The sequence below is a fragment of the Arthrobacter sp. 9E16 genome (assembly GCF_002929435.1).
Lineage (GTDB): Bacteria > Actinomycetota > Actinomycetes > Actinomycetales > Micrococcaceae > Arthrobacter_B > Arthrobacter_B sunyaminii.
The window spans coordinates 1,078,155-1,103,710 of record NZ_PJIU01000002.1 but is presented as its reverse complement, the minus strand read 5'-3'; the positions used below and the strand labels follow the sequence as shown (position 1 = coordinate 1,103,710).

Here is a 25,556-nt window from a genome sequence, read left to right as displayed (position 1 = left end):
ACAGAGTGCATGGAGTTCAATGAACCGGCTGGTCCAGCCCGCCCGCCGGAAGTCGATGAGGGGTACCGGGCCGGGCAGCTGCTCGGCTCGGGCGCCACGGCCCGGGTATGGGCCGTAGCGAGGGAGGGCGACGGCGCCCGCTTTGCACTGAAGATTCCCGCTGCCTCACCGGGTGGTCCCGGAACCACCTTTGAAACCCGGCGGGAGCTGAACATCCTGTCCCGTTTTGAGCATGAAAACCTGCTGCGCGTCCACACCGTCCTGGATACGGATCAGGGACCGGGGCTTTTGATGGAGTGGGCCCAGGGAGGTTCCCTTGGCCGGGTGCTGCAGGCCCGGGGCACTCTCCAGCCGGGAGAGGCCGTGACGGTGCTGGTGGGGGTGGCGTCAGTGCTGGCTTATCTTCATACCCTGAACGTCTGTCACGGTGAGGTTTCGCCCAACAACATCCTTTTCACTTCCAGCGGTAAACCCCTGTTGGCTGATCTCGGGACCGCGGCCCTGCTCGGAACCGGGCGGGTATCAGCGGCGTCGCAGGAGGGTGACGTCCTGGCCCTCGCCTCCGTGGGATGGCTCATCCTGACGGGACGGGCGCTGCCCCCGGCTGAACGACGCCTGCCGCTGTCCGTTCTGGTTCCTGAAATCCCGGCAGCGCTCGCTGAGGTTATTGATGCCGGGCTGCAGGAGGAAGCGGGGCTTCGGCCTGACGCTGCTGAGTTTGCCCGCCGGGTGTTTGAATCGATGCCCGCCGAGCCGTTGAACCTGGCCCTGGCGAAGGCTCCCGGCCCCGCTGACGGATTACCCACGCGCCGATCCCGGCTGGAGCGGGGAAGAGCCGCCGGGGGTTTGCTGAGGCGGGTCCGGCGGGCAAACCCGGGGCAGGCGCACCGGGAGGGCGCCCTTCCGGAACACCGGGAGGAGAAACACCGGCCAAACCGGGTGCTGCTGGGGGCAGCTGCCGTGCTCGTGGCAGCAACCATGGGACTGGGAGCTGTGGCGGTAGCCGCGCCGGAAATCCTGCAGGGCGCGGCGTCAGGGGAACCCAAAACCGCGCCGCCTGCGTCGGGTGCCGCCCCCGTCAATGACGCGGACAAAGGAGCAGACCCGGATATCGGTTCGGGAGCAAACACACCCGCTCCGACGGGCACCGACGACGGACCGGGGACGGAACCGGGTGAACCTGCCGAACAGTTATCGCTGGCCCGGACAACGGATCCGGAGCTTCAGCTCATGGTCAACGGCAGCGATCCCGTGGCAGCGGCGCGTGCCCTCGCCGAATTGAGGGCACGCGCGTTCACCGCAGCTGACGCGGAGTTGCTCACGGACATCAACGTGGCGCGCTCGCCGGCCATGCAAGCGGATCAGGCGGAAATCTCCAAACTCGAGGCCTCCGGCACAGTGCTCTCCGGACTGGCGGTCGAGATTGTGTCCGCGGGACCGGCCGTACCGGGGCAGGAAGGGAAGGTCAGCATACGGGCCGCCGTCTCCACTTCTGCCTACGCGGAGCGTGACGCACGCGGGGCAATGGTCCGGAACGTGGCGGCAATATCCAACCAAGACGTTGTCCTGGTCATGGTGCGGACCGCAGACGGCTGGCGCATCGAGGACATTTTGGCGCCGCCCGCCTGAGCCGTAGCTGTCATCGGTGCCATCGGTGCCGCCGGTGCCGTCCTCATCGGGCTGACCCCGTCTCCGCGATATGCCGCAGCCGGTCTGTTTCTGAAAAGCCGAGCGGTCCGTGAAAGATAGGATCGATCCATGAGTTCAACTGCTTACCTTCGTTACCCCGATCTGCATGGCGATCTCGTCACCTTTGTGGCGGAAGACGACGTCTGGATGGCGCCGGTTACCGGCGGACGTGCCTGGCGCGTTTCTTCCATGCAGCTGCCGGCCCGCAGCCCGAAGTTCTCTCCGGACGGCACCCAAGTGGCGTGGCAGGTGGTCCAGGGCGGTGCTCCGGAGATCGTCACGGCGGATGTCAGCGGCGGGAACTTCCGGCAGCTGACCTTCTGGGGCAGCCAAAGTACCCGCATGAAGGGATTCAACTCGGCGGGGCAGGTTATAGCCACCAGTTCCGTGGAGCAGGAGGACAGCCGCCTGCGGTGGGCCTTCGCCGTTCCCCTGGACGGCGCGGCGTCCGTCAAGCTTCCGTACGGCCCGGTGGAAACCATCGCCGAAGGACCGGCCGTCGGTGATGAACGCCCCATGGTCATCGGCAGCATGCTCACCCGTGAACAGGCCTGGTGGAAGCGCTACCGCGGCGGCACGGCCGGAAAACTGTGGATTGACGCGGACGGCAACGGGGAATTCGAACGCCTTGTCCCCGAGCTTGACGGCAACCTGTCGGACCCCATGTGGATTGAGGGGCGGGTTGCTTTCCTGTCCGACCACGAGGGATACGGCAACCTGTATTCGGTAACGCCGTCGGGCTCGGATCTGCGCCGGCACACGGACTTTGACACCTTCTATGTCCGCCACGCTTCCTCGGACGGCAGCCGCATTGTCTTCGAATCGGCAGGACGTTTGTGGCTGCTGCCCTCACTGGACGCTGAAGCCCAGCCCCTGGACATCGTCCTCGGGTCCGCCGGCACTGCCCGGCGCCCGCGTCCGCTGGACGTTGCCAGGCATCTTGCCGGCGTCGTCCCCGATGCCGCCGGAAACGCCAGCGTGGTGGAAACCCACGGCACGCTTCACTGGCTCACCCACCGCGACGGGCCCTCCCGGGTCATTGAAGCGGATTCCGCGGTGCGCGCCCGCCTGGGTCGCCCGCTGGGCGATTCCCGGGCCGTGTTCGTCTCGGACCGCCAGGGGGAAGAAGCGATTTACATTAAGGATGTCTTCGCCGAGCTGTCGGTTGGATCCGCTGTCGGCTCCCGGGCCGCGGAGGAGGCGCCCGTTTCCGATCCTGCCGCGAAAGACGCAGACGGCGCCGGCCTGGTTCTGCCCAGCCCGGTGTCCGCAGCCGGGTCTGCCGGGTTGCCGCAGGCAAGACCGCTGGCTGCAGAATCTCCGGCGGGAGGACAGTCGCCCGAATCCGCCTCCACGCCTGAATCCGCCCCCAAACCGGTGGACAGCACTGTCCGTGTGGAGTTCGAGCGGCCCACCCGGGTCAGCCAGCTGGCGCCCAGTCCGGACGGAAAGCGCGTGGGCGTGGCCACCGAATACGGTGAAGTCTTTGTGCTCGACGTCGCTGCGGCCCAGTTGTTCCCGGTGGCCTCCACGGGCTTCGGCGCCGTAGATCAGCTCGCCTTCTCGCCGGACTCCCAGTGGCTTGCCTGGGCGGAACCGTCCAGCGCGGACGGGCGCACCCGGATCCGGCTCCGGTCCGTGCTGGATACGGAAGCACCGGTGATCGATGTGACTGACGGCCGGTTCACCGACCACGATCCCTCGTTCACCACTGACGGCCGCTACTTGGCCTTCCTTTCCGAGCGCAGCTTTGATCCTGTCTATGACACGCACCGCTTCGATTTGAGCTTCCCGTCCTCCACCAAGCCGTTCCTGGTGGCACTGGCAGCGGGCACACCGTCGCCCTTTGGGCCTTCGGTTTCGGGCATCGCGGCGGTTATCGCAGCGGACGAGGCTAAAGATGACGGCGCGGCAAAGGCCGCCGCGGTTCCTGATGTGGTGGTGGATGCTGACCGGATAGGGGACCGGATTATTGCCGTTCCCGTCCCGCAGGGACGCTACGAGAAGCTCCGGACCGCAGACTCAGCCCTGCTGTGGCAGGCCGCTGACATCTACGGCGTGACCGGCGATGGCCGGGCCACAGCCGCTGACCGCGACCCGGCCTCCCGGCTGGAACGCTTCGATCTTGTGAAGAAGGATCTGTCCGTCCTTGTACCTGCCCTGGACGATTTTGAGGTCAGCGGTGACGGCACCAAGGTGGTGCTGCGCCACGACGGCGGTGTCCGGGTGGTTCCCGCCTCCGCCAAAGTGGAGGAAGGAACCGGGGAGGACATCCGGGTGGAGTTGGACCGGATCCGGGTGCGGATTGATCCGGTTCAGGTGTGGGGGCAGGCCTTTGACGAAGCATGGCGGCTGCAGCGCGACTTCTTCTGGGCTCCGGACATGGGCGGACTGGACTGGGAAGGCGTCCACTCCCGCTACCGGCCGCTGGTCCAGAACCTTGGCGGCCACGATGACCTGGTTGACCTGCTCTGGGAAATGCACGGGGAACTTGGCACCTCCCACGCCTACGTCACTCCGGCTCCCGTCACGGAACCGGGCTCGGGAAGCCAGGGGTTCCTCGGCGCCGACCTGCTGCCGGGAGCCGGCGGCTGGGAGGTGGTGCGCATTCTTGGCGCCGAGTCTTCGGACCCGCAGGCTACGTCACCGCTGAGCGCCCCGGGTGCGGACGTCCACCCCGGCGACATCATTGCCGCCGTGGACGGGCAGCCCGTTCCGGCCGGTGAAGGACCCGCTCCACTGCTTGCCGGGGCGGCCGGCCGCACCGTGGAGCTGACCATTGTCTCCACAAACGACGACGGCGCACCCTCCCAGCGCCGTATCGCCGTCGTGCCGCTGCGCAGCGAGGAACGCCTCCGTTACCAGAACTGGGTCCACGCCAACCGCCGCATTGTCCGCGACGCATCCGACGGTGCATACGGCTATCTGCACATCCCGGACATGGTGGCCAACGGCTGGTCACAGCTGCACCGTGACCTGGACCAGGAGGCATCGAAGCAGGCCCTGGTGGTGGACGTCCGGCGCAACCGCGGGGGACACACGTCCCAGCTGGTGGCCGAGCTGATCGGGCGGAAGGTGACTGCCTGGGCGAACCCCCGCGGCGGAAAACCAACTCCCTACCCGGATCATGCTCCCCGCGGCCCCGTGGTGATCCTAACGGACGAGTTCGCCGGTTCCGACGGTGACATCATCACCCAGGTGGCCAAGCTGCGCAGTATCGGACCGGTGGTCGGCACCCGGACCTGGGGCGGCGTCGTCGGCATTGACGGGCGGTTCCAGCTCATGGACGGTACCGCCGTCAACCAGCCGCGGTACGCCTTCTGGTTCACCGGCGGCGTGGGCTGGGGTGTGGAAAACCGCGGAGTGGAGCCGGACATTGAGGTGGCATTCCCCCCGCATGCCTATGTGGCAGGGGACGACCCCCAGCTGGAGCACGGCGTTGGCATCCTGCGCGAAATGCTGTCGGAGATACCCACTGATCAGCCGCCGGCCATGGCCGGCTATCCGTCGCTTCAGCCGGCTCCGCTTCCCCCGCGTCCGCAGGCGGAGCCCGGGGCGGCGGCTGTGCCCGGAGGTACGGTTCCCGGACCGGTTGCGGCTTCCTCTGCGGTTCCGGGCCGGCACTAGATCCTGGTCTTTGGCTGTCCGCGGCCCTGCTTCTTCTTCGCAGGCAGGGCCACGGGCAGCGGGGCTGTGAGTCCCTTCATTTTGCGGCGTTCCGGCCGGCGCAGACACCCAAGAGCTTGCAGCGTTGAAGGCGCACGGGCGTAGGAGTACCGTCGGAAAATGGGCATTTATCCCGACGTTTCCGAGAAGCGCCCGGACATCGGCGTTTCCCGGAACCCCACCCAACCTCGGAGCATCGAATGAATACCGCTACGCGTCCGTCCTACCTGCGCTGGGCGGCGATTGCGCTTGTTTTCGTCGGCGGTGGATTCGGTGCCGCCAGCCGCGAGGGCCTTTCGCTCGCCATCCCGAACCTGGGCGAGGTTCCTATCGCCATCCCGATCATCAACGTGGTCGGCGCTTTCCTGCTCGGTTACCTCTATGAAGCCGTCACCCGCCTCGACAAGGCGCGCCCAACCGGCGCGAACCTCAAGCTGCTGCTCGGCACCGGCTTCTGCGGCGGCTTCACCACCTACAGTTCGCTGGCCACCGACACTGCGGTGCTCTTTCGTGACGGGCTCCCCGGGTCCGCGGTGATCTACGCGCTTGCAACGGTGATCGTAGGCGCCTGCGCCACCTGGGCGGGCATCGCCATTGCGAGTGCCGTCAATAACCGGAGCTCGAGTCCGCGTAGAGATGAGCAGGAGGACGCAACATGACCCCGGGAATTTTCCTGCTGCTCGCCCTGGCCGGCGGGTTGGGCGCCGTGGTGCGGTTCATCCTGGACGGCTTCATCCGCGCCCACTCCAAGACGCGGTTCGCGTGGGCGACGACGATCATCAACGTCTCCGGCTCCCTGGTGCTCGGTTTTCTTACCGGCCTCACCATCGAGCACTTTGTGTCGACCGACGTCAGCATTGTCATCGGCACCGGGTTCCTCGGCGGCTACACCACGTTCAGCACGGCGAGCTACGAGACGGTGCAGCTCATCAAAAAGGGTCGCTACGGCGCGTCATTCATCAGCGGTATCGTCATGCTCGTGGTGTCGGTTGCGGCCGCCGTGATCGGCCTCTGGGTCGGTGCGGAGCTGTAAAGAGCAATGGTGCAGATCCGAGCAGGACTCGAAGGTGAGATGAAGGCCGAGGGCCTGATCTCTGCTTGGCCCGTCAGCCCGCAGCCGGCGCGGCCGTACTGTCACGGATGACGAGCCGCGTTGCGAGGTCCATCCGGGGGATGGTTTCCAGGGTGCCCTCACTCATGCGGATGACGAGCCTCGCCGCCTCCTCGGCCATCTCAGTGAGCGGCTGATGCACGGTTGTGAGGGCAGGGCTGGACCACTGGGCGAGCTGCAGATCGTCATAACCGACGATGGACAAATCAAGGGGCACCCGCAGCCCGAGGGTTCTGGCCGCCTCGATGACGCCAAGTGCCTGGAGGTCGCTTCCCGCGAAGATCGCTGTGGGTCGGTCGGGCAGCGTCAGGAGCTCAAGGGCGATGCGGCGGCCGCCATCCACCCGGAAGTTGCCGAATCGAACGAAGCGTTCATCGATCTCAAGACCGGCCGAGTTCATGGCGGACCGGTATCCGTCGACGCGGGCGAAGGAGCACATCATGTCGTCGCGGCCGGTGATCGCGGCAATCCTGGTGTGTCCCAGTTCGATGAGATGGCGGGTGGCAACGAGGCCGCCGGACCAGTTCGCCGAGCCGACCGCGGGAACATCGGGGGCCGGATCGCCGGCCGGGTCGATGATGACGAACGGAATGGCGCGGGATTTCAGGGCCGCCTTGGCTTCCGCCGCGAGATCGGCGAAGAGGAGCACCACCCCAACCGGGCGCCGGCGGAGAACCCCGGTGATCCAGGCCGGGGACGGGGAATGGCGGTCACCTGACTCGGTAAGTACAACGCTCAAATCGTTGGCACGGGCGACATTTTCGACTCCCCGAATTATCTCCATGGCCCAGGCTGTCTCGAGTTCGGGGAAAACGAGCTCGATCAGGGTGTCTCTGTTCGGCAGGCCGGGGCGCCGCTGATATCCGTGCTTGCCGAGGAGCTCCTCGACTTTTGCCCGCGTCTGTGCGGACACATCTGATCGTCCGTTGAGGACTTTCGAAACCGTGGAGAGTGAAACTCCCGCCTCAACGGCCAATTCATTGAGTTTGACCTTGCCGCCTGAGTCGGCCATTAGGGTCCAATCTGTATTAGTTAGGGGAAACCCTTGCGTTTAACTGTGCCGCTGCTAGGCTCACACCACATTAGGTGCTTTCGACGCAAATGTCGAAACTTTCGAGAGGCGTTCAAAGATGAACAAGCACGGTATCAGGAAGCTGCTGACAGTTGGGGCGGCGACCGCAATCGCGCTCGGCGGTCTGTCAGCGTGTGGCTCCGGCGGCGGAGCAACAGAAGACGGCGACGTCACCATGACGTTCTGGCATAACTCGACGACGGGCGCCGGCAAGGCGCACTGGGAGAAGACGGTTGCAGCGTTCGAGGAGGCAAACCCCGGCGTAAAGATCGACATCCAGTCCATCCAGAACGAGGAAATGGACGGGAAGCTGCAGACAGCGCTGAACTCCGGCGATGCGCCCGACATCTTCATGGCGCGGGGCGGTGGCAAGCTTGCGGATGTGGTTGCGGCCGGACAGGCCATGGATATTACCGATTCCATCGACGATGCCACCAGGGCCGCTGTGCCCGAAGGCGTGCTGAACGCCTTCGAGGTTGACGGCAAAATTTACGGCATGCCGACCGCCGTGCTGCCCGGCGGCATCTTCTTCAGCCAGGACCTCTTGGCCGAAGCGGGCGTCGACGCGGCGCCGACGACAATGGACGAGCTCGGTTCCGCCGTCGACAAACTCAAGACTGCCGGTATCGCCCCCATCGCCGTCGGCGCCAAGGACGCCTGGCCCGCTGCCCACTGGTACTACTTCTTCGCGTTGCGCTCATGCTCGCAGGACACGATGGACGAAGCGGCCGAGTCGAAGAAGTTTGACGACCCGTGCTGGCTTGAGGCCGGAAAAGAGATGGAAGCGTTCGTGGAAACGGAACCGTTCAACAACGGATTCCTCACCACCTCGGCACAGCAGGGCGCCGGAAGCTCTGCAGGTCTGCTGGCGAACCACAAAGCAGCCATGGAACTCATGGGTGCCTGGAACCCGGGTGTCATCGCATCGCTGACCCCCGACCAGGAACCGCTGGAAGACCTGGACTGGTTCCCGTTCCCCGCCGTTGACGGAGGCGACGGCGCCGAAGGCGCCATGATGGGCGGCGTCGACGGATTCACCTGCTCCGCCCAGGCGCCGCAGGAAGAGTGCACGGCATTCCTGAACTTCTTCATGCAGCAGGAATACCAGGAGGACTACGCGGACGCGTTCCAGACTCTTCCGGCCAATCAGGACGCCCAGGCAGCTGTTACCGACCCGGCGCTTCAGTCGATCCTCCAGGCATACAACGACGCACCGTACGTGACGGTGTGGCTGGACACCCTGTTCGGCCAGAACGTCGGTAACGCGCTGAATAAGGGTGTTGTCGATATGCTCGCCGGTCAGGGCTCCGCCGAAGATATCGTCTCCGCTGTGAACGACGCAGCGGCCAAGGGATAGCAGCAGACAATGACTGAACCTGCAGGCGGCGCTCCGTTGATGACGGACGCTCAGCCGCCGCGGGGCACGGTTAAGGCAGGGGACGGCGCCCGCGCGTCGTCCCCTGCCGCACCGCGGCCCAGGCGGCGTGCAACGGACTGGCGCAAACGCCTCGAGATCACGCTTCTGGCCGGGCCGGCCATCTTCGTTTTTGTCGGCTTCGTCATCTTCCCGGTGGTCCTGGCCGGCTACTACGGCTTCTTCCGTTGGAAGGGCTTTGGGCCGGCTACAGACTTCGTCGGCTTCGACAACTATAAGATCATCTTCCAGGACAGCGCGTTTCACGACGTGCTGCTGCACAACGGGTTCATCCTGGTGCTCTCCCTGGTCATCCAGGGCCCCATTGCGGTTGTCCTCGCGCTCCTGCTCAACCGGAGCATCCGGGGCCGCTCGCTCATCCGGGTCCTCATCTTCGTCCCGTACATCATTTCCGAGGTCATAGTCGGAATCGGCTGGGGCCTCATGCTGCAGACATCCGGTGCCGTCAACGGGCTGCTGGACAGCATCGGGCTGGGAGCGTTCAAGGCAGACTGGCTCTCTGATCCGAAGATCGCCATCTGGTCCCTGATGGTGATCATCTCGTGGAAGTACATCGGATTTGCCGTCATTCTTTTCCTCGCCGGGCTGCAAAGCATTCCCAGCGAATTGTTCGAGGCAGCCGCGATCGACGGCGCCAGCTACTGGCAGACCCAGCGCGCCATTACCCTGCCCCTTCTCGGGCCGACCGTGCGGATCTGGGCGTTCCTGTCCATCATCGGCTCGCTGCAGCTGTTCGACCTGGTCTTCATCATCTGGGGACAGTACGTCGCCTCGACAGCCGGGACCTCGACCATGGCCACCTACATGGTTGCCAACGGACGCACATCGGGCAACTTCGGCTACGGCAGCGCTGTCGCCGTCGTCATGTTCCTGATCTCCCTCGTCATCGCATTGATCTACCAGCGGTTCGTTCTTCGGCGGGACACCGCCGGTGCCCTCACGTCAGGAAAGAAGTGATGACTGCTATCGAAACTCCCACGCGCCCGCGCAAAAAGCGTCCGCCAAGGGAGCGCCAGCCATGGGGCAGCCCCGCGACCTACTTCGTCGCGTTTGTCTTCATCTCACTCTGCCTCGGACCCGTCATCTACATTATTCTCGGCGGCTTCCGCGACAACTCGCAGATCACCAATTCGCCCGCGGGACTCCCAAACCCGTGGAATTTCGACAACTACGCGGAGGTGCTTGCGAGCCCGACCTTCTGGCAGCAGGTCGGCAACTCGGCAATTGCCGCGATTGCCACGACCGTTGGTGTGGTGGTGCTCGGGCTGATGGCCAGCTTCATTCTTGCGCGGTACAACTTTGCCGGCCGCGGGGCGATGTATTCGCTCTTCGCCGCCGGACTCATGTTCCCGATGACCGTGGCGATCACGCCGCTCTACATCCTCGTCAGGGACCTGGGCCTGATGAACAGCCTGGGCGGCGTGATTCTCCCGCAGATTGCCTTCGGCCTGCCGGTGACGATCATCATCCTGGTGCCGTTCCTCAAAGCCATCCCCGACGAAATCGAAGAGGCAGCGGCGATTGACGGTACCAGCCGCCTGGGCTTCTTCTTCCGGATGGTGGTTCCCCTGTCCCTGCCGGGCGTCGTGACGACGGGCATTCTTGCCTTCGTGGCGAGCTGGAACAGCTATCTTCTGCCGCTGTTCATCCTCAGCGACCAGGCGTCCTACACCCTTCCGCTCGGAGTTCAGGCGTTCGCTTCGCAGTATTCGGTGGACACGGCAAAGGTACTCGCCTTCACCTCACTGTCCATGATTCCAGCACTCATTTTCTTCACGCTGTTTGAGCGCCGCATCGTCGGCGGACTCACCGGCGCGGTCAAAGGATAGGACTTTCCTTGAGCAACACAACATCCACGACGACGGCGCCGGCATGGCGCGACGTCAGCGCATCCGCTTCGGACCGCGTCGAAGCACTCCTCGCCGAGCTCACACTCGAGGAGAAGACTGCCCAGCTGTTCGGCGTCTGGGTTGGCGCGTCCAATGAGGGCGGTGACGTTGCCCCGCATCAGAACGACATGGACGACCTCGTTGACCTCGACGCGCTCTTGCCGAGCGGGCTCGGCCAGCTGACCCGGCCGTTCGGCTCGGCTCCGGTTGACCCGGCACTCGGCGCGCTGTCCCTCCTGCGCAGCCAGCGCCGGATTGCGGCATCCAACCGGTTCGGAATCCCGGCAGTTGCGCATGAAGAATGCCTGGCCGGCTTCGCCACCTGGGGAGCGACAGCCTATCCGGTGCCCCTCGCCTGGGGAGCATCCTTCAATCCCGGACTCATTGAGCGGATGTCCCGCCGCATCGGGTCAGACATGCGCTCGGTCGGCATCCACCAGGGCCTTGCCCCGGTACTCGACGTGGTTCGGGATGCCCGCTGGGGACGCGTCGAGGAAACCATCGGTGAGGACCCGTATCTCATCGGCAGCATCGGAACTGCGTACGTCCGCGGCCTCGAGTCCGCAGGGATAGTCGCAACCCTCAAGCACTTCGTCGGATACTCGGCGTCGAAGGCCGGCCGTAACCTCGCGCCGGTCTCGGTCGGTCCGCGTGAACTCGCTGACGTGCTGCTCGTTCCGTTCGAGATGGTCATGCGCGAAGGAAAGCCGCGTTCGGTCATGCACTCCTATACCGACCTCGACGGCGTGCCGTCGGCGGCTGACGAGTCGCTGCTCACCGGTATCCTGCGCGACACCTGGGGTTTCGACGGCACCGTCGTTGCCGACTACTTCGGGATCGCCTTCCTGAAACTGCTTCACGGCGTCGCAGGTTCGTGGGGCGAGGCGGCCGCTCTGGCGCTCACTGCCGGCGTGGACGTAGAGCTGCCGACGGTGAAGACCTTCGGTGCGCCGCTGATTGAAGCGGTCCGGTCAGGAGCCCTGTCCGAGGAGATTATCGATCGTGCCCTGCGGCGTGTGCTGCGCCAGAAGGTAGAACTCGGACTGCTTGATCCTGACTGGGATGCCACGCCCGGAGCGCTGCGGGACGTCGACGTCGACAATCCGGAAGGCATCCGCGGCACCATCGACCTGGACAACGCCGGTAATCGGGCGGTCGCCCGCGAGATCGCCGAACAGTCCATCGTGCTTGTGAGCAACGACGGGGTCCTTCCGCTCTCCGCCCCCCGCCGGATTGCCGTCGTCGGGCCGACAACCGATGACCCCTTCGCCGTTCTCGGCTGCTATTCGTTCCCTGCGCATGTTGGTGTGCAGCACCCTGACACACCCCTCGGTATCGAACTGCCCACCCTGCTGGACAGCCTCCGCACCGAGTTTTCCGAAGCCGACATCGAATACGTGCCCGGTACGACGATTGACGGAGGAGAAACCGCCGGGATCTCTGCCGCGGTGGATGCTGCAGCGAGGGCGGACGTTGTCATTGTCGCCCTGGGTGACCGGGCGGGGCTCTTTGGCCGCGGCACGAGCGGTGAGGGCTGCGACGTCGAGTCGCTCCGTCTGCCCGGTGCCCAGAAGGACCTTCTCGACGCCGTCCTGGCAACATCAACTCCCGCCGTCGTCACCCTGCTCGCGGGACGGCCGTACGCGCTGGGATCCGCTGTCACTGAAGCCGGCGCGATCGTGCAGGTGTTCTTCGCAGGAGAAGAAGGAACCTCCGCGCTGGCCGGCATCCTCTCCGGCCGGGTCAATCCGAGCGGACGCCTGCCGGTCAGCATCCCGGCCTCGGAGGGGACGCAGCCGTCCACCTACCTGGCCGCACCCCTGGGGCGCTCCAACGGAGTGTCGAGCATTGACCCGACCGCCGCCTTCGCGTTCGGGCACGGGATCGGATACACCACCTTCGAGTGGAGTGCCGGCCGGCACGGGTCCGGCACGATCGGAGTCGACGGCACAGCAACCCTCGGCCTCCGTCTGCGCAACACCGGGGACCGTTCCGGGACGGAAATCGTCCAGGTTTACGTCCACGATCCGGTCGCCTCAGTGGTGCGCCCCGTGCAGCGTCTGGTCGGTTTCCAGCGCGTTGACCTGCTGCCGGGCGAAACCGTTGAGTTCTCGATCCACGTTCCCGCAGACGTCACCAGCTTCACCGGCCGAAACGGCGAGCGGGTCGTGGAACCGGGGGAGATCGTCCTCAGTCTCGGAGCATCCAGCACCGACATGCGCGTCACACAGTCGGTGCAGCTCTCCGGTGAAGCACGTGTCGTGGGCTTTGACCGGGCCTTCCACCCGAGTTTCAAGGAGACCGCACGGATCGCCCCGTGAGTGTCGATCACCGGCGGATGACTGCGCAGGTCACCGTGCTGGACTCCGCCGGCAACCCTGTGCCCAACGCGGAGGTGACTGTCGAACAGCAGCGTCATCACTTCGCGTTCGGCAACATTGGTTTCGACTTCATCCCGCTTGCCAACAGGGAGACCGGGCAGGAGGCGGCCGCGGAGCCCGTTTTCGGCGGGGCTGCGGCCGCCGGGCTGCCGGATCTCCAGACGTTGTGGCTCGACCTTTTCAACACTGCGACCCTTCCGTTCTACTGGCGGGGATTTGAGCCGACCCCCGGCAAGCCGGACACCCGAAGACTTCTCCGGACCGCCTCGTGGTTCGCTGAGCACGGAGTGACAGTGAAGGGGCATCCGCTTACCTGGCACACGCTCGCGCCCGAGTGGCTCACCGGTTTACCGGTAGCGGAGATCGAGCGGCTGCAACGCGAGAGGATCCGACGCGAGGTGACCGACTTTTCCGGGGTCATCGACACGTGGGACGCCATCAATGAAGCCGTCATCATGCCCGTGTTCACTGCAGAGGAAAACGGTATCACCCGGCTTGCACAGAGCATTGGCCGCTTACCCATGATTCAACTCGCGTTCGAGGAAGCTCGCGCCTCGAACCCTTCGGCGACGCTCGTCTTGAACGACTTCGATTTGTCGAACGACTACGAAGCTCTGATCGAGCGCGTGCTTGAAGCGGGGATCACCGTGGACGCGATCGGCCTGCAGACGCACATGCATCAGGGATATTGGGGAGAAGAGGCCATGCTGGCGATGGTCGACCGATTCGCCCGCTTCGGGCTGCCCCTCCATCTGACGGAGACGACTCTGCTGTCGGGGGACCTCATGCCGCCGGAGGTCACCGACCTCAACGACTATCAGATCCCATCCTGGCCATCGACACCCGGGGGAGAGGCCAGGCAAGCGGACGAGATCGTCCGCCACTACCGCTCACTCGTTGGCCACCCGGCGGTGCAGGCCATCACCTACTGGGGGCTCACCGACGACGGAGCGTGGCTCGGTGCGCCGGGCGGGTTTGTTCGCGCCGACGGCACGCCGAAACCCTCATTTTACGCGCTGCAGTCCCTGATTAAGGGCGAATGGTGGCTGCCGCGAACGCCGATGCGCACGGATTATGACGCACGCTTGTCGATCACTGGTTTCTTCGGTGACTACGTGATTAAGCGCGACGGGCAGAGCGCACCGGTCTCGCTCTCGCGGGGGAGTGAAACGGCCACCGTCCGATTCCGCTGATGCACGCTTAGGGGCGCTTGGCCGCGGGAATGTAGTAGGCGATCACCAGGAACACCCACGTGGTGAGGATGTACGGCCAGGTATAGGTGGGAGCGTCAAGACGGTGCATCACCACCGTGACCACAGCGGTCACCACGGTCCCGATGATGGCGAGCACCCAGGACACTGAGTTGCTGCGCAGAAAGACCACGGCGAGCGCAATGGCCGTAAGCACGCCGGAGTATCCGGCCAGACCGTTTGCGGTCTCAGTGAGGGACTCGCCCATTGCCAACGCACACAGGCTCCCCACCACGCTCCCCAGCAGTCCTGCCAGGCCAACTTTCCAGCTGGCCAGGAACAGCCCGAGCAGAATGAGGGCCCCGGACCACTCGTTGTTGATGAGCACCACCTCAGAGACATTCGTCAGCAGCGAGCGTGCAAACGCGAGTGCTTCAGAGTCGATGGTGGCCGACGGCGCTGCGCTCACGCGCAGCGCCTGAGTACTGAGCAGTATCCCGGTTGCCACGATGCAGAACGGTGCCGTGGTGGAGGGCAGGGCATAGATCTTCAGCGGTGTCTTCGTGAACAGGGCAACCACCAGCCACGTCACCGGAGCGCAGAGCAAACCGCCGACGAGCGCAATCGGATAGGCGGCCCACTGACCGCCGATGGCCGAATACGTCCCGGCACCAACGAGGGCGCCGCAGAAGCCCTGCATTCCTGTTGTCACCGAGGCGGGATCGGCCTTGAGCAGGCGTCCTCCCACGGTGTTTCCCGCACAGCCGATCAACACGAGAAGTGCCATGCGCCAGTCCGCTACGGCGAAGGCAACCAGGATCAGCAGGGCCGTGTAAATGTTGCTCTGGAAGAAAATTTGCGAGAGTCCCTCGCACCAGCCCTTAAGCCAGCCTGTGCCTGAGATAGCCGGGCTCGGTGTGGCTGCTGCTGCGCTGCTCATGTCATGTCCTTGCCCGGGGCGTCAATGCGGCGCTCCTGTTTCTGTTTCCGGCTTCGGCTGTGGGCCTGGATCGGATCCGCCCCGTGCAGCTGCGTCGCCGCCGGCGCCCGCCCCGCTGTTCGCCAGCGCCCATCGCTGCTCCACATGGCCGAAACGCCAGTAGGCGGTGGAGGTGAACCAGACCAGGATCAGCGTGCCCACGACGATGTAGCCCACATTCTCAAGGTCGATGCTGGCCACCCACCCGGTGAGCGGGTCGCGCAGCCCGAGCTTCTCGTTCAGCAGTCCGACCAGCTCAATGCCGCCGATCATGACGGCAATCACCACCGAGAGTCCGGTGATGGTGAGGTTGTAGTACAGCTTGCGAACCGCATTGACACTCGCCCAGCCGTAGGCCTTCACCATGACGGCGGAATCCAATGTATCGAACAGGCTCATGCCCGCAGCAAAGATCAGCGGCAGGCAGAGGATGGCGTACCAGGGCAGCCCGGTCGCCGCCCCCGTCCCGGCCAGCACCAGGAGGGCGATCTCGCTGGCAGTGTCGAAGCCGAGCCCGAACAGAAACCCGACAGCGTACATCTTCCCCGGTCGATCGATCGTTTTCAGCATCGGGCGGATGAGGCGGCTGATGAAGCCGCGTCCCTCCAAATGCCGTTCCAGCGCCAGCTCGTCGAGGTCGCCGTTGCGCGAAGCCCGCCAGACTTTGAGGATCCCCAGGAACGCGACGGCGTTGATGAGCCCGATCAGCAGCAGAAACACACCGGAGACCAGCGTGCCGAAAACACCCAGGCCGTTGCGCACCCCATTTCCGTCGTCGCTCAGCCCAACGGCCCAGCTCACCCCCAGCGCCAGCAGCGCTGCCATCAGGAAGACGATGGTGGAGTGGCCCAGAGAGAAGAACAGACCGACCCCTGCGGCCGGCCGGCGCAGGTCCACGAGTTTACGGGTGGTGTTGTCAATCGCCGCGATGTGGTCAGCGTCGAAGGCGTGTCGTACCCCCAGCACATAGGCCACCATGGCAATGCCCACCCCAAAGACGGAGGACCCCAGTTGCAGGTGCAGCGGCTCGACCAGAAAGAAGAACAGGCCGAAACCCGCGATGTGCAGGAGCACCACCGGGATGAACGCGAATACCACCTGTGCCCGGTAGGAGCGCGCCGGTCCCTGCACCTTTGACTGCTTGTCCACCGTCAGACCCCCTCTAGCTCTTTCGGATGATGGGTGCCTGCTGCCCTGTCAACAGTTGGTGCACGGCAGCCGCCGCGGCCGTGTTGGCCGCCGCCACTGCCACGGTGTCATTGCCCACCAGCCGCATCCACACGCCTGCATCTGTGGGCAGCGTGCTCACTCCGAAGATCAGGTCACCCCCGCTGTCGCTGATGGCCCGGTGCAGGGTGTCTGCGAGCAGCGCAGGGGGGACAAGAGGGGTGAAGACATAGAGCATTGCCAGCACATCGTGGTCAGCGAGCACGCCGAGACCCCGCACTCCGGCATCGGCCCCCGGTTCTCCCGTCCCGGGACTGAGCCGCAGGCGGTCCAGGGCAACCAGGCGGCCATCCGGCCGCCGGACCTCGAGATCGGAGGCATACACGTCGTAGGCGTGCCGCTCACCGCGCGCGAGCCGGCCGGCGTACACGGTCTCGCCCAGCAGGAGGGTGGCCGACTCATCGATGACCACCGCCGTCTGCTGGTAAAAGCGTGAGTCAGCGAAGGGCACAACGGGTTCGGGCAGGTATTCCACATACGCGTCCTCTTCGACCGTGATGTTCATGATCGCGGACGCGTAGTCATGCTCCATGCGGTAGACGCGTGTTTGGGTTTGGCTGGTCACATGCGCCGACGTACCGGAACCGAAGCTCAGATCTGTGCGCAGCCGGTCACCGTGCAGAACGCCGCCGCCCGATGACATCAGATAGGTATAGGGCATGTCCGGGCGCAGCTGGTTGAAGTACAGCGGGTGCATGATCTGAAGCGGCGATTTCTGGTAGTGCTGCACCAGCTCGGTGCGCCCGCGGTTGCGGGCAAACCCAAGCTGCAGAACGCCAACTTTGCCCGGGCTGCCCACGGGCAGGGTTGGCACCCCGGCATGCCGCAGCACCTCCTCGGGTACCCTCGCCGGCTCGTAGAACGCCGGCTGGAGGCGATATCCGCCCGGGTATGGTGCCCGAAGCCCGTCCTGACCGGCTTGTTCAGCCGCCCGGCGGGGCAGGGGACTTGCAGGGGTGAGCCCGTCATCACCGCTACGGGCATCCCCGGGGGGTTCAGGCAGGGCTCGGGGTTCCGTTGCTCTGAGCGTCATCCGATGAGCTCGGTTCTGGCACCGTTCCACTGGGTCATGATCTCCCGGTGGAGTTCGTCGACGCCGAACCCGGTAAGCGAGTTGGTCAGCACCACGGGCCTGTCCTCACGCACCCGGTGTGCATCGGACTCCATCACGTTGAGGTCGGTGCGCACGTACTGCGCAATATCGATCTTGTTAATCACCAGGATGTCGCTGTCGGTGATGCCGGGACCGCGCTTGCGCGGCATCTTCTCGCCCTCGGCGGTGTCCAGCACGAACACGAAGACGTCGGCAAGCGCCGGCGAGAAGGTAAGCGTCAGATTGTCCCCGCCCGACTCGTAAATGAGGGTGTCAATGTCAGGGAACCGTTCCAGCATTTCGGCACCGACGGCCAGATTCATGGTGGGGTCATCACGCACCGCCGTATGGGGGCAGGACCCGGTCTCCACGCCAACAACGCGTTCGGGATCAAGGATGCCTGCGAGCTCCCGGCGTACGTGGTGGGCGTCCTCCTGGGTGTAGATGTCGTTCGTGATGACGCCGGGAGTGCGTCCGGCCTCGATCAGCAGCGGCACCAGCGCCTCCGTCAGCGCCGTTTTGCCGCTGCCAACAGGCCCGCCGATCCCGATCCTCAATACGTTCTCGCTCATACGTTCCTCAATTCCTTCAAATCCGTTGTTGTATGTCTGCGTTCTCAGCTGGCAAACAGCCGTGCCTCGGCCCGCTCATGCTGGGCGGACATGACGTCGGCCATGGGCGCGCAGCCGCCAAGGTCCGCGAGGTCGCGTTCAAGGGCGGCCTCCGTTGCCTGTTCAATCACGCCGGCCGTTTCCCGCAGGATGCCCTGCGCGTGCCGGTGATCGGTCAGCCGGAGCCGCAGGGCGGCACCGACAAAGCTCGCACAAAAAGCAAACAGGTCCGATGCCACCGCTTCCCGAGTGGCCACTCCGTTGGCTGCGTACACCACCGCCGTCACCACCGGCTGGCAGCCGGGCGTGCTGCGCAGCCGCACCCGCTCGGCGTACTCAGCGAGCAGCGGGTGGTCGATCAGCTCCGCGCCAAGATCGATCAGCTGGTGCCCGCTGCGCACGGAAACCGTGCGCAGTTCGGTGTTCAGCTTCGACGCGAACAACCGCTGATCGACCTCCTGGACGAGCTCGACGTCGTCGTTCACCGCAGCGCGGTGCGCTGCGGCGAGCGCCGTTGCGTCCCCTGGTCCGACGGAGTGCAGCAGCAGGTCGGCGAGCAGCGGCTGCACGCCGTCGCGGGACACCAGCCGTGCCTGGCTAAAGGCCTCGAGCCCGTGGGACATCGTGTAGAAGCCGCTGGGAAATGCCGAGTCCGTGAACTGGAGGCTGGTCAGCAACTGTTGTACATCCGACATGGGCGCCCCTACGCGAGGAAGAACAGCTGGGTCAGCGGCAGGGTCTGCGCCGGTGGAATCGTGGCCAGCGTGCCGTCATAGGTCACGTCGTAGGTCTCAGGGTCAACCTCGATGTGCGGCGTCGCGCTGTTGCGTACCATGTTCTCCTTGCCGAGGCCGCGGCAGCCGTGAACCGGAAGTATCTGGCTCTCCAGCCCGAGCCGCTCGGGAACGCCCTTGTCGATGGCCGCCTTCGACATGAACGTCGCCCGCGTGCTCTGCAGCGTCTTGCCCTGGGCGCCGAACATGGGCCGGTAAAACACCGGCTGCGGTGTTGGCAGCGAGGCGTTCGGGTCGCCCATCAAAGCCCAGTTGATCAGGCCTCCCTTGACGATCAGCTTGGGCTTGGCGCCGAAGGAACCCACAGGCCAGAGCACGATATCGGCCATCTTGCCCGTTTCCAGCGAGCCGATGTAGTCGGACACACCCTGTGTAATGGCCGGGTTGATCGTGATCTTGGCGAGATAGCGCAGTACCCGGAAGTTGTCATTGTCCGCACTGTCTTCCGGAAGAGTTCCGCGCTGGTCCTTGCAGTGGTGGGCAATCTGGAAGGTTCGCATGAACGACTCTCCGATGCGCCCCATGGCCTGGGAATCGGAGGAAACCATCGAAATGATCCCCTCGTCATGGAAAACCGTCTCGGCCGAGATCGTCTCGGCCCGCACGCGGGAATCGGCGAAGGCTACGTCTTCGGGGATGTCATGGGAGAGGTGGTGGCAGACCATCACCATGTCCAGCAGCTCGTCAACCGAGTTGGCGGTGTAGGGCAGGGTGGGGTTCGTCGAGGACGGGAGTACGTTGGGGTGGCCGGCCACCTTGATGATGTCCGGTGCGTGCCCGCCGCCGGCACCCTCGGTGTGGAAGGTGTGGATGGTGCGGCCGTCGATGGCATCGAGGGTGTTCTCGACATAACCCGCCTCGTTGAGGCTGTCAGTGTGCACCGAAATCTGCACGTCGTAGGCGTCGGCGACGGAGAGCGCGTTGCTGAGGGCGGCGGGTGTGGAACCGTAGTCCTCATGCACCTTGAGTCCGCATGCCCCGCCCTGGACCTGTTCGATCAGGGCCTCGGGCAGTGATCCGTTGCCCTTGCCGAGGAAACCCATGTTCACCGGCATCGCCTCGGCTGATTCCAGCAGCCGGGCCAGGTTCCACACACCAGGGGTGGTTGTGACGCCGTTGGTGCCGTCGGTTGGTCCCGTTCCACCGCCAAAGAGGGTGGTGATGCCGTTGGAGAGGGCGGCCAGCGCCTGTTCCGGCGAGATGTAGTGCACGTGCGAGTCGATGCCGCCGGCGGTGGCGATGAGATGCTCCCCGGCCAGCAATTCGGTGCCCGGGCCAACCACAAGGCGCGGATCCACTCCGTTCATGGTGTGCGGGTTGCCCGATTTGCCGATCCCGGCGATCTTTCCGTCGCGCACACCGATGTCGCCCTTAACAACGCCGAGCACCGGATCCAGGATGATGGCGTTGGTGATGACCAGGTCAAGCACGCCCTCAGCGTCGGTCGCCGCCGGGTCCGCTGCCATGCCGTCACGGGCGGTTTTTCCGCCGCCGTAGACCACCTCGTCGCCGTAGTGGCCTTCGTTGTAGTCCTTCTCAATCTCGATCACCAGATTGGTGTCGGCCAAGTGGACCCGGTCGCCAACGGTGGGACCAAAGAGGTCCGTATATTGCTTGCGCGAGATGATAGCCATTACTTTTTCCCCTTAGATGCATCGCCTGCTGCGCTGGCACTGGGTGTGGCGCTCGGTTTGCCGTTTTTGAATTCGAGTTCTTCCATTCGTGCCATCGCCCGGATCTTCGTTGCCGCCGAGTCGAGCCCGCCGTCCACGAGGTTGTTGAAGCCAACCACCCGCCGGGTTCCGGCGTACGCGGTGAGCGTCACTTCACGGGTGTCACCGGCCTCCAGCCGGATGCCGGTCCCCGCGGGCACGTCCAAATGCATGCCGTAGGCAAGTTCCCGTTCGAATAGAAGTGCCTTGTTGGCCTCGAAGAAGTGGAAGTGCGAGCCGATTTGTATCGCCCGGTCGCCGGTGTTGCTCACCAGCAGCGTGACGCTTCGCCTGCCGGCGTTAATCTCGATGTCTTCGTCTTTGTGGTGATAAGTGGGGCTGCCCAGCATGGTGTTTCCTTCCCTAGCGGCGCGGAGCGGGGTCGCTGCGCACGGCGGTTCGGTGTAGGAGGGATCCGATCAATTCGAACGGATGGGGATGGGATGGTTGTGCGTGTGAGAGTCGGCCGCGCCGTGGTGATGCGTGTGGGAGTGACCGTTGGCCTCCTCAAAAGCGTGCGAGTGGGCGTAACCGTGACCGTGATCTGCCGCCAGGCCTGCCTCGATGCCGGTGCGGCCGTGGCTTAGATTGTGCAGCGCATCGCGGATCCGCTCGCGGATAACACGCAGCACCGCCTGCTCGCTCAGCAGTGCACCGTAGAACTCGGCATCGATGAAACCACCCTCGCCGAACGGCACGGCTTCCCCGCGCACGCTCGCCACCCGCCTAAAACCTGCGGGGACGACGACGGTCTGCGCGCTGCCGAGCAGCCGCAGCCGGTTCAGTGCCGTCAGCAGTCCGCTTGCGTCGTCGACGGCCGCCGTCTCCACCGGGTTGCCCGCGCCGTGTGTGCGCACCAGATGTGTGATGCGGTGGAGCTCGGCGTCATCGAAGGGGTTGGCAGCATCCGCAAAGATCAGGACGGCCGCCTCCGGTGCACGCCGGCGCACCTCGGTGGCGGCAGCCCGAAGCCACGCCGTGAGATGGTCGCCGGTGCCAAAGGCGTCGGCCAGAACCATTGGGACGGGGGAGGATGCCCCAGCGGTATCGCTGGAACTTCCCTGCACGCCGAGCCAGCTAAGCGTCTTCGCGGTATCGGCAACCAAGGTCGGGTTGCGGCCGAAGGTCATGGGCAGCACGACGATCGGTGCCGGCTCTGCGCCGGAACCACTCCGACCTCGCCCGCGCAGGTGCGTGAGCGTGTTGTGCAACGGCCGGCCGGCCGGGGTGATGAGAGCACCGGGAACCAACTCCGCCGCGAAGGAGAGATCCGTTCCGTTGTTACTCTCGTGTCCTCCGACCAGCACCACGGCCGCTTGGGACTCGAGGGGCTGAGTCAATTCATACCCCGATGGGATCGTGGCAGGAGACGAGCTTGCTGCCGTCCACGAACGTTGCCTCAACCTGCAGGAGCGGCAGCCGCTGACGCACGCCGTCCATGCACTGGCTTTCTGAGACGATGGTCTTGCCGAGCTCCATCACCTCGGCAACGGTCCGGCCGTCGCGGGCACCTTCCAGAATCGCCTCGCAAATGAGAGCGGTGGCTTCGCTGACATTCAGTTTGGTTCCGCGCTCGCGCCGCTTACGGGCCAAATCGGCCACCTGGTATATGTACAGCTTGTCTATTTCTTTTGGAGTGAGGTCCATTGCTTCACCTTTTGCCGCAGTTGCGATCACTTTGTTTGTGCTCGGCACACCGGCCGAGCTCGCGTAAGGGAGACGCTACGCGCAGCAATTGGCAGCCAACACCCTCATGTCCGGAACTGGGGCGGTACGGTGCAGAGAAATCCCGGCGTTCATTTTGTACGTCGCACAGGCACAAAAAATCCGTGTTCCCCTTGACTTTCCAAAGGGAACACGGATTTTTTGTGGACCGGTGCCAAGCCGGCTCGGGCTTAGGACTCCAGCGTGGCGTCCAGCGAGATCTTGATGCCGGCAAGTGCCTGTGACACGGGGCAGCCGCTCTTCGCGGCCTCCGCGATGTCCGTGAATTCCTCGGCGGTCAGGCCGGGGACCACGGCGGTGACCTTCAGTCGGCTTTCGGTGATGCCGGTGCCGGGAACAAAAGTCACGTCTGCCGAGGTCTCGATGCGTTCGGCGGTCTTGCCGGCTTCGGCCAGTCCATTGCTGAAGGCCATGGAGAAGCAGGCGGAGTGGGCAGCTGCAATTAACTCTTCGGGGCTGGTCTTGCCGTTGGCTTCCTCGGCACGCGCCTTCCACGTGACGTCGTAGGTGCCCAGGCCGGAGCTGTCGAGGGTGACATCCCCTTTGCCGTTGAAGAGGTCGCCGTTCCAGACGGTGTGGGCTGAGCGGACTGTAGCCATGGGAGCTCCTTAAAAGCGGATGGGGCGAAGGCCGGCAGGCGCCGGCGCTTCACCCCATACTATTCAGTGACGTACAGCTGTTACCACATGGTGGCGACGGCGATGTTGACCACCGTCAGGATGCCGACGCCGTTGGCGAGAACCTTGCTGACAGGCTCGCCCTTCTTGTACTTGCGCTGGCCGATGAAGGCCATGACGGCAATGACAAGCGCCAGTGTGAGCTTGACGGCAATCTTGATGTGGTTGACGTCGTAGTCGTCCATCTCAGCCAGGCCCACCAGGAGAAGGCCGGTCACCAGCTGCAGGAGTGCGCCGTGGAACTGCCCGGGCATCACGGTGGGGTTCTTGATCTTGGCAAACCAGAGGCCGACGATGATGGCCGCGCCGAGGATGTGCAGGAATACGAGAAAGCTCTGTAGGAAGTCCATATCTCCAGCTTACGGACACCCTGTCAGCATTTTCGAACTAAGCGGACTGAACTGCGGTAACTATTCGACAACATGTAGAAAAGGGCGCCTCCCTCAAGGGAAGCGCCCTTTCAATGGCAGCTCAACGGCAGCGAGCTAAGGACTAGAGTCCCAGGTCTGCCTCGAAGTTGCCTTCTTCAAGCCGTGCCTTGAGCGTCTGCAGGAAGCGTCCTGCGTCGGCGCCGTCCACCAGGCGGTGGTCGTAGGACAGGGACAGGTACATCATGGAGCGGATGGCGATGGTGTCATTGCCCTCGGCGTCCGTCAGGACGACGGGACGCTTGACGATGGCGCCGGTGCCCAGGATGCCCACCTGCGGCTGGTTGATGATCGGGGTGTCGAACAGGGCACCCACGGAACCGATGTTGGTGATGGTGAAGGTTCCGCCGGACAGCTCATCCGGTCCGATCTTTCCGGCCTTGGTGCGCGCACCGACGTCGCCGATGCGCTTGGCCAGACCGGCAATGTTCAGGTCGCCGGCATCCGCGATCACGGGGACCAGCAGGCCCTTTTCGGTGTCCACGGCAATCGCGAGGTGCTCGGAGTCATGGTACGTGATCTGCTGGGCGTCCGAGTCGTAGGACGCGTTCAGCTTCGGGTGCTGCTTCAGTGCCTCGGTGACGGCCTTGGCAATGAAGGGCAGGAAGGTGAGCTTGGCGCCGTTCTGCTCCAGGAAGGAGTTCTTGGCCGAGGCACGCAGCTTGGCGATGCGCGTCATGTCCACTTCCTGGACCTGGGTCAGCTGGGCAGAGACCTGCAGTGATTCGACCATGCGGCGGGCGATCGTCTGGCGGATCCGCGGTGCCTTGACCGCGGTGCCGCGCAGCTTGGCGCTTTCGTCGCTGATCTTTGCCGGTGCAGCCTTGTCCGAGGACGAGGCTGCTGCGGGAGCAGCAGCGGGGGCCGGTGCGGAGTCCGCAGCCTTCTTGGCTTCGGCGGCTTCCAGGACATCCTGCTTGCGGATGCGGCCGGCTACGCCGGAGCCCTTGACCGTGGAGAGATCCACGCCGTGCTGGTTCGCAAGCTTGCGCACCAGCGGAGTGACGTAGGTACCCTCGGAATCAGCGGCAGCGGGAGCTTCCTGCTTGGGAGCCTCCTGCTTCGGAGTTTCGGCCTTGGGTTCAGGCTTCTTCTCTTCCTGCTTGGGAGCTTCCTTCTTCTCCGGTTCGACGGCCGGAGCTTCGCGCTCGTCCTTCGATGCTGCTGCTACCGGCTCGGCTGCCTTGGGCTCGGCCTTGGCCGGAGCGGCGGAACCGGAACCGATGACGGCGAGGACAGCGCCAACCTCGGCGGTGTCATCCTCGTTCACCCGGATTTCCAGCAGCTTGCCGGCAACGGGGGAGGGGATCTCGGTGTCAACCTTGTCGGTGGAAACTTCCAGCAGCGGCTCGTCCATTTCGACGTCGTCGCCCACGGCCTTCAGCCAGCGGGTGACGGTGCCTTCGGTAACGGACTCGCCCAGTGCGGGGAGGGTTACTTCGGTGCCTTCGCCGTTGCCGGAATCAGCGGAACCGGAGTCGGAAGACTCGGCGGGAGCTTCCTCTGCCGGGGCCTCTTCGGAAGCGGGAGCCTCTTCGGCTGCGGGTGCTTCTTCAGCGGCGCTGCCGCCGTCGTTCTTTGAATCAGCTGAACCGGAGCCGTCGCCGATGCGCACGAGCGCCTCGCCAACTTCAGCGGTTTCGTCTTCGGCCACGAGGATTTCCTCGATGACGCCGGCCACGGGGGACGGGATTTCGGTGTCGACCTTGTCGGTGGACACTTCCAGCAGCGGCTCGTCTACCGCGACGGTGTCGCCGACGGCCTTGAGCCAGCGGGTGACGGTGCCTTCGGTGACGCTTTCACCAAGGGCGGGTAAGTTCACGGTTTCAGACATATTGTCCCCGTTTCTCCTTATTAGATCTTTTGAACCAGCCGTA

21 protein-coding genes and 1 pseudogene are annotated in these 25,556 nt (G+C 64.7%); 9 read left to right on the top strand and 13 right to left on the bottom strand.

The genetic code is table 11. The annotated features are described in order from the left end of the window. Positions 1-9 precede the first annotated feature (9 nt). From CXR00_RS11870 to crcB, 4 genes are all read left to right on the top strand, one after another. On the top strand, positions 10-1,629 hold the full coding sequence (locus tag CXR00_RS11870; protein ID WP_104054670.1) for a protein kinase: 1,620 nt from the start codon (positions 10-12) through the stop codon (positions 1,627-1,629). Positions 1,630-1,758: 129 nt separating this feature from the next. Then, positions 1,759-5,316 carry a S41 family peptidase gene (locus CXR00_RS11865; protein ID WP_104054669.1) on the top strand — a complete coding sequence of 1,186 codons (3,558 nt, stop codon included), beginning with the start codon at positions 1,759-1,761 and terminating at the stop codon, positions 5,314-5,316. A 239-nt stretch (positions 5,317-5,555) separates the two neighbouring features. Beyond that, entirely contained in the window at positions 5,556-6,014 is a 459-nt protein-coding gene (locus tag CXR00_RS11860; RefSeq protein WP_104054668.1) for a CrcB family protein, read from the top strand. Then, on the top strand, positions 6,011-6,388 hold the full coding sequence (gene crcB, locus CXR00_RS11855; RefSeq protein WP_104054667.1) for a fluoride efflux transporter CrcB: 378 nt from the start codon (positions 6,011-6,013) through the stop codon (positions 6,386-6,388). Before CXR00_RS11860 ends, crcB begins: the two co-directional genes overlap by 4 nt. Before the next feature lie 73 nt (positions 6,389-6,461). On the opposite strand, the gene CXR00_RS11850 is transcribed toward crcB, so the two are convergent. Continuing rightward, complete coding sequence (locus CXR00_RS11850) at positions 6,462-7,478, bottom strand: LacI family DNA-binding transcriptional regulator (protein WP_104054666.1); 1,017 nt, start codon at positions 7,476-7,478, stop codon at positions 6,462-6,464. A gap of 118 nt (positions 7,479-7,596) precedes the next feature. On the opposite strand from CXR00_RS11850, the gene CXR00_RS11845 reads away from it, so the two are divergent. From CXR00_RS11845 to CXR00_RS11825, 5 genes are read left to right on the top strand one after another with little or no spacing between them, the layout of a single operon-like run. Further along, positions 7,597-8,895, top strand: coding sequence for an ABC transporter substrate-binding protein (locus tag CXR00_RS11845; protein WP_104054665.1), 1,299 nt, complete (start codon positions 7,597-7,599; stop codon positions 8,893-8,895). Between the two features lie 39 nt (positions 8,896-8,934). Beyond that, entirely contained in the window at positions 8,935-9,930 is a 996-nt protein-coding gene (locus CXR00_RS11840) for a carbohydrate ABC transporter permease (protein WP_181032315.1), read from the top strand. Beyond that, positions 9,930-10,802 carry a carbohydrate ABC transporter permease gene (locus CXR00_RS11835; RefSeq protein ID WP_104054663.1) on the top strand — a complete coding sequence of 291 codons (873 nt, stop codon included), beginning with the start codon at positions 9,930-9,932 and terminating at the stop codon, positions 10,800-10,802. The genes CXR00_RS11840 and CXR00_RS11835 overlap by 1 nt, the downstream gene beginning before the upstream one ends. 8 nt (positions 10,803-10,810) lie before the next feature. After that, the gene (locus tag CXR00_RS11830; protein ID WP_104054662.1) at positions 10,811-13,183 is read left to right on the top strand and encodes a beta-glucosidase; all 2,373 of its coding nucleotides are present in this window, start codon (positions 10,811-10,813) and stop codon (positions 13,181-13,183) included. After that, entirely contained in the window at positions 13,180-14,436 is a 1,257-nt protein-coding gene (locus tag CXR00_RS11825) for an endo-1,4-beta-xylanase (protein WP_104054661.1), read from the top strand. Before CXR00_RS11830 ends, CXR00_RS11825 begins: the two co-directional genes overlap by 4 nt. A gap of 7 nt (positions 14,437-14,443) precedes the next feature. Here CXR00_RS11825 and CXR00_RS11820 read toward each other — a convergent pair whose 3' ends face one another. The 12 genes and pseudogenes from CXR00_RS11820 to sucB form a co-directional block, all read right to left on the bottom strand. Further along, on the bottom strand, positions 14,444-15,373 hold the full coding sequence (locus CXR00_RS11820) for an urea transporter (protein ID WP_104054660.1): 930 nt from the start codon (positions 15,371-15,373) through the stop codon (positions 14,444-14,446). A 21-nt stretch (positions 15,374-15,394) separates the two neighbouring features. Next, positions 15,395-16,561, bottom strand: coding sequence for a HoxN/HupN/NixA family nickel/cobalt transporter (locus CXR00_RS11815; RefSeq protein WP_219816004.1), 1,167 nt, complete (start codon positions 16,559-16,561; stop codon positions 15,395-15,397). 13 nt (positions 16,562-16,574) lie between these two features. Then, entirely contained in the window at positions 16,575-17,453 is an 879-nt protein-coding gene (locus CXR00_RS11810; RefSeq protein WP_219816003.1) for an urease accessory protein UreD, read from the bottom strand. A gap of 215 nt (positions 17,454-17,668) precedes the next feature. Beyond that, positions 17,669-18,304 (bottom strand): urease accessory protein UreG, encoded by a 636-nt coding sequence (gene ureG, locus CXR00_RS11805; RefSeq protein WP_104054658.1) that lies wholly within the window; start codon positions 18,302-18,304, stop codon positions 17,669-17,671. Positions 18,305-18,348: 44 nt separating this feature from the next. Next, a complete protein-coding gene (locus CXR00_RS11800; protein ID WP_104054657.1) occupies positions 18,349-19,038 on the bottom strand; it encodes an urease accessory protein UreF in 690 nt (229 codons plus the stop codon). 8 nt (positions 19,039-19,046) lie between these two features. Next, on the bottom strand, positions 19,047-20,771 hold the full coding sequence (ureC, locus tag CXR00_RS11795) for an urease subunit alpha (protein WP_104054656.1): 1,725 nt from the start codon (positions 20,769-20,771) through the stop codon (positions 19,047-19,049). Positions 20,772-20,893: 122 nt separating this feature from the next. Beyond that, positions 20,894-21,199 (bottom strand): annotated as a pseudogene (locus tag CXR00_RS11790) (urease subunit beta); the annotation flags it as partial. A gap of 69 nt (positions 21,200-21,268) precedes the next feature. Further along, complete coding sequence (locus tag CXR00_RS11785) at positions 21,269-22,189, bottom strand: hypothetical protein (protein ID WP_146068490.1); 921 nt, start codon at positions 22,187-22,189, stop codon at positions 21,269-21,271. Position 22,190: 1 nt separating this feature from the next. Continuing rightward, positions 22,191-22,496 carry an urease subunit gamma gene (locus tag CXR00_RS11780; protein WP_104054653.1) on the bottom strand — a complete coding sequence of 102 codons (306 nt, stop codon included), beginning with the start codon at positions 22,494-22,496 and terminating at the stop codon, positions 22,191-22,193. 248 nt (positions 22,497-22,744) lie between these two features. After that, positions 22,745-23,173 (bottom strand): OsmC family protein, encoded by a 429-nt coding sequence (locus tag CXR00_RS11775; RefSeq protein ID WP_104054652.1) that lies wholly within the window; start codon positions 23,171-23,173, stop codon positions 22,745-22,747. 80 nt (positions 23,174-23,253) lie between these two features. Continuing rightward, positions 23,254-23,601: a hypothetical protein gene (locus CXR00_RS11770; RefSeq protein WP_104054651.1), complete on the bottom strand. Its 348-nt coding sequence runs from the start codon at positions 23,599-23,601 to the stop codon at positions 23,254-23,256. A 142-nt stretch (positions 23,602-23,743) separates the two neighbouring features. Further along, complete coding sequence (gene sucB, locus CXR00_RS11765; RefSeq protein WP_104054650.1) at positions 23,744-25,513, bottom strand: 2-oxoglutarate dehydrogenase, E2 component, dihydrolipoamide succinyltransferase; 1,770 nt, start codon at positions 25,511-25,513, stop codon at positions 23,744-23,746. Between the last annotated feature and the right edge of the window lie 43 nt (positions 25,514-25,556).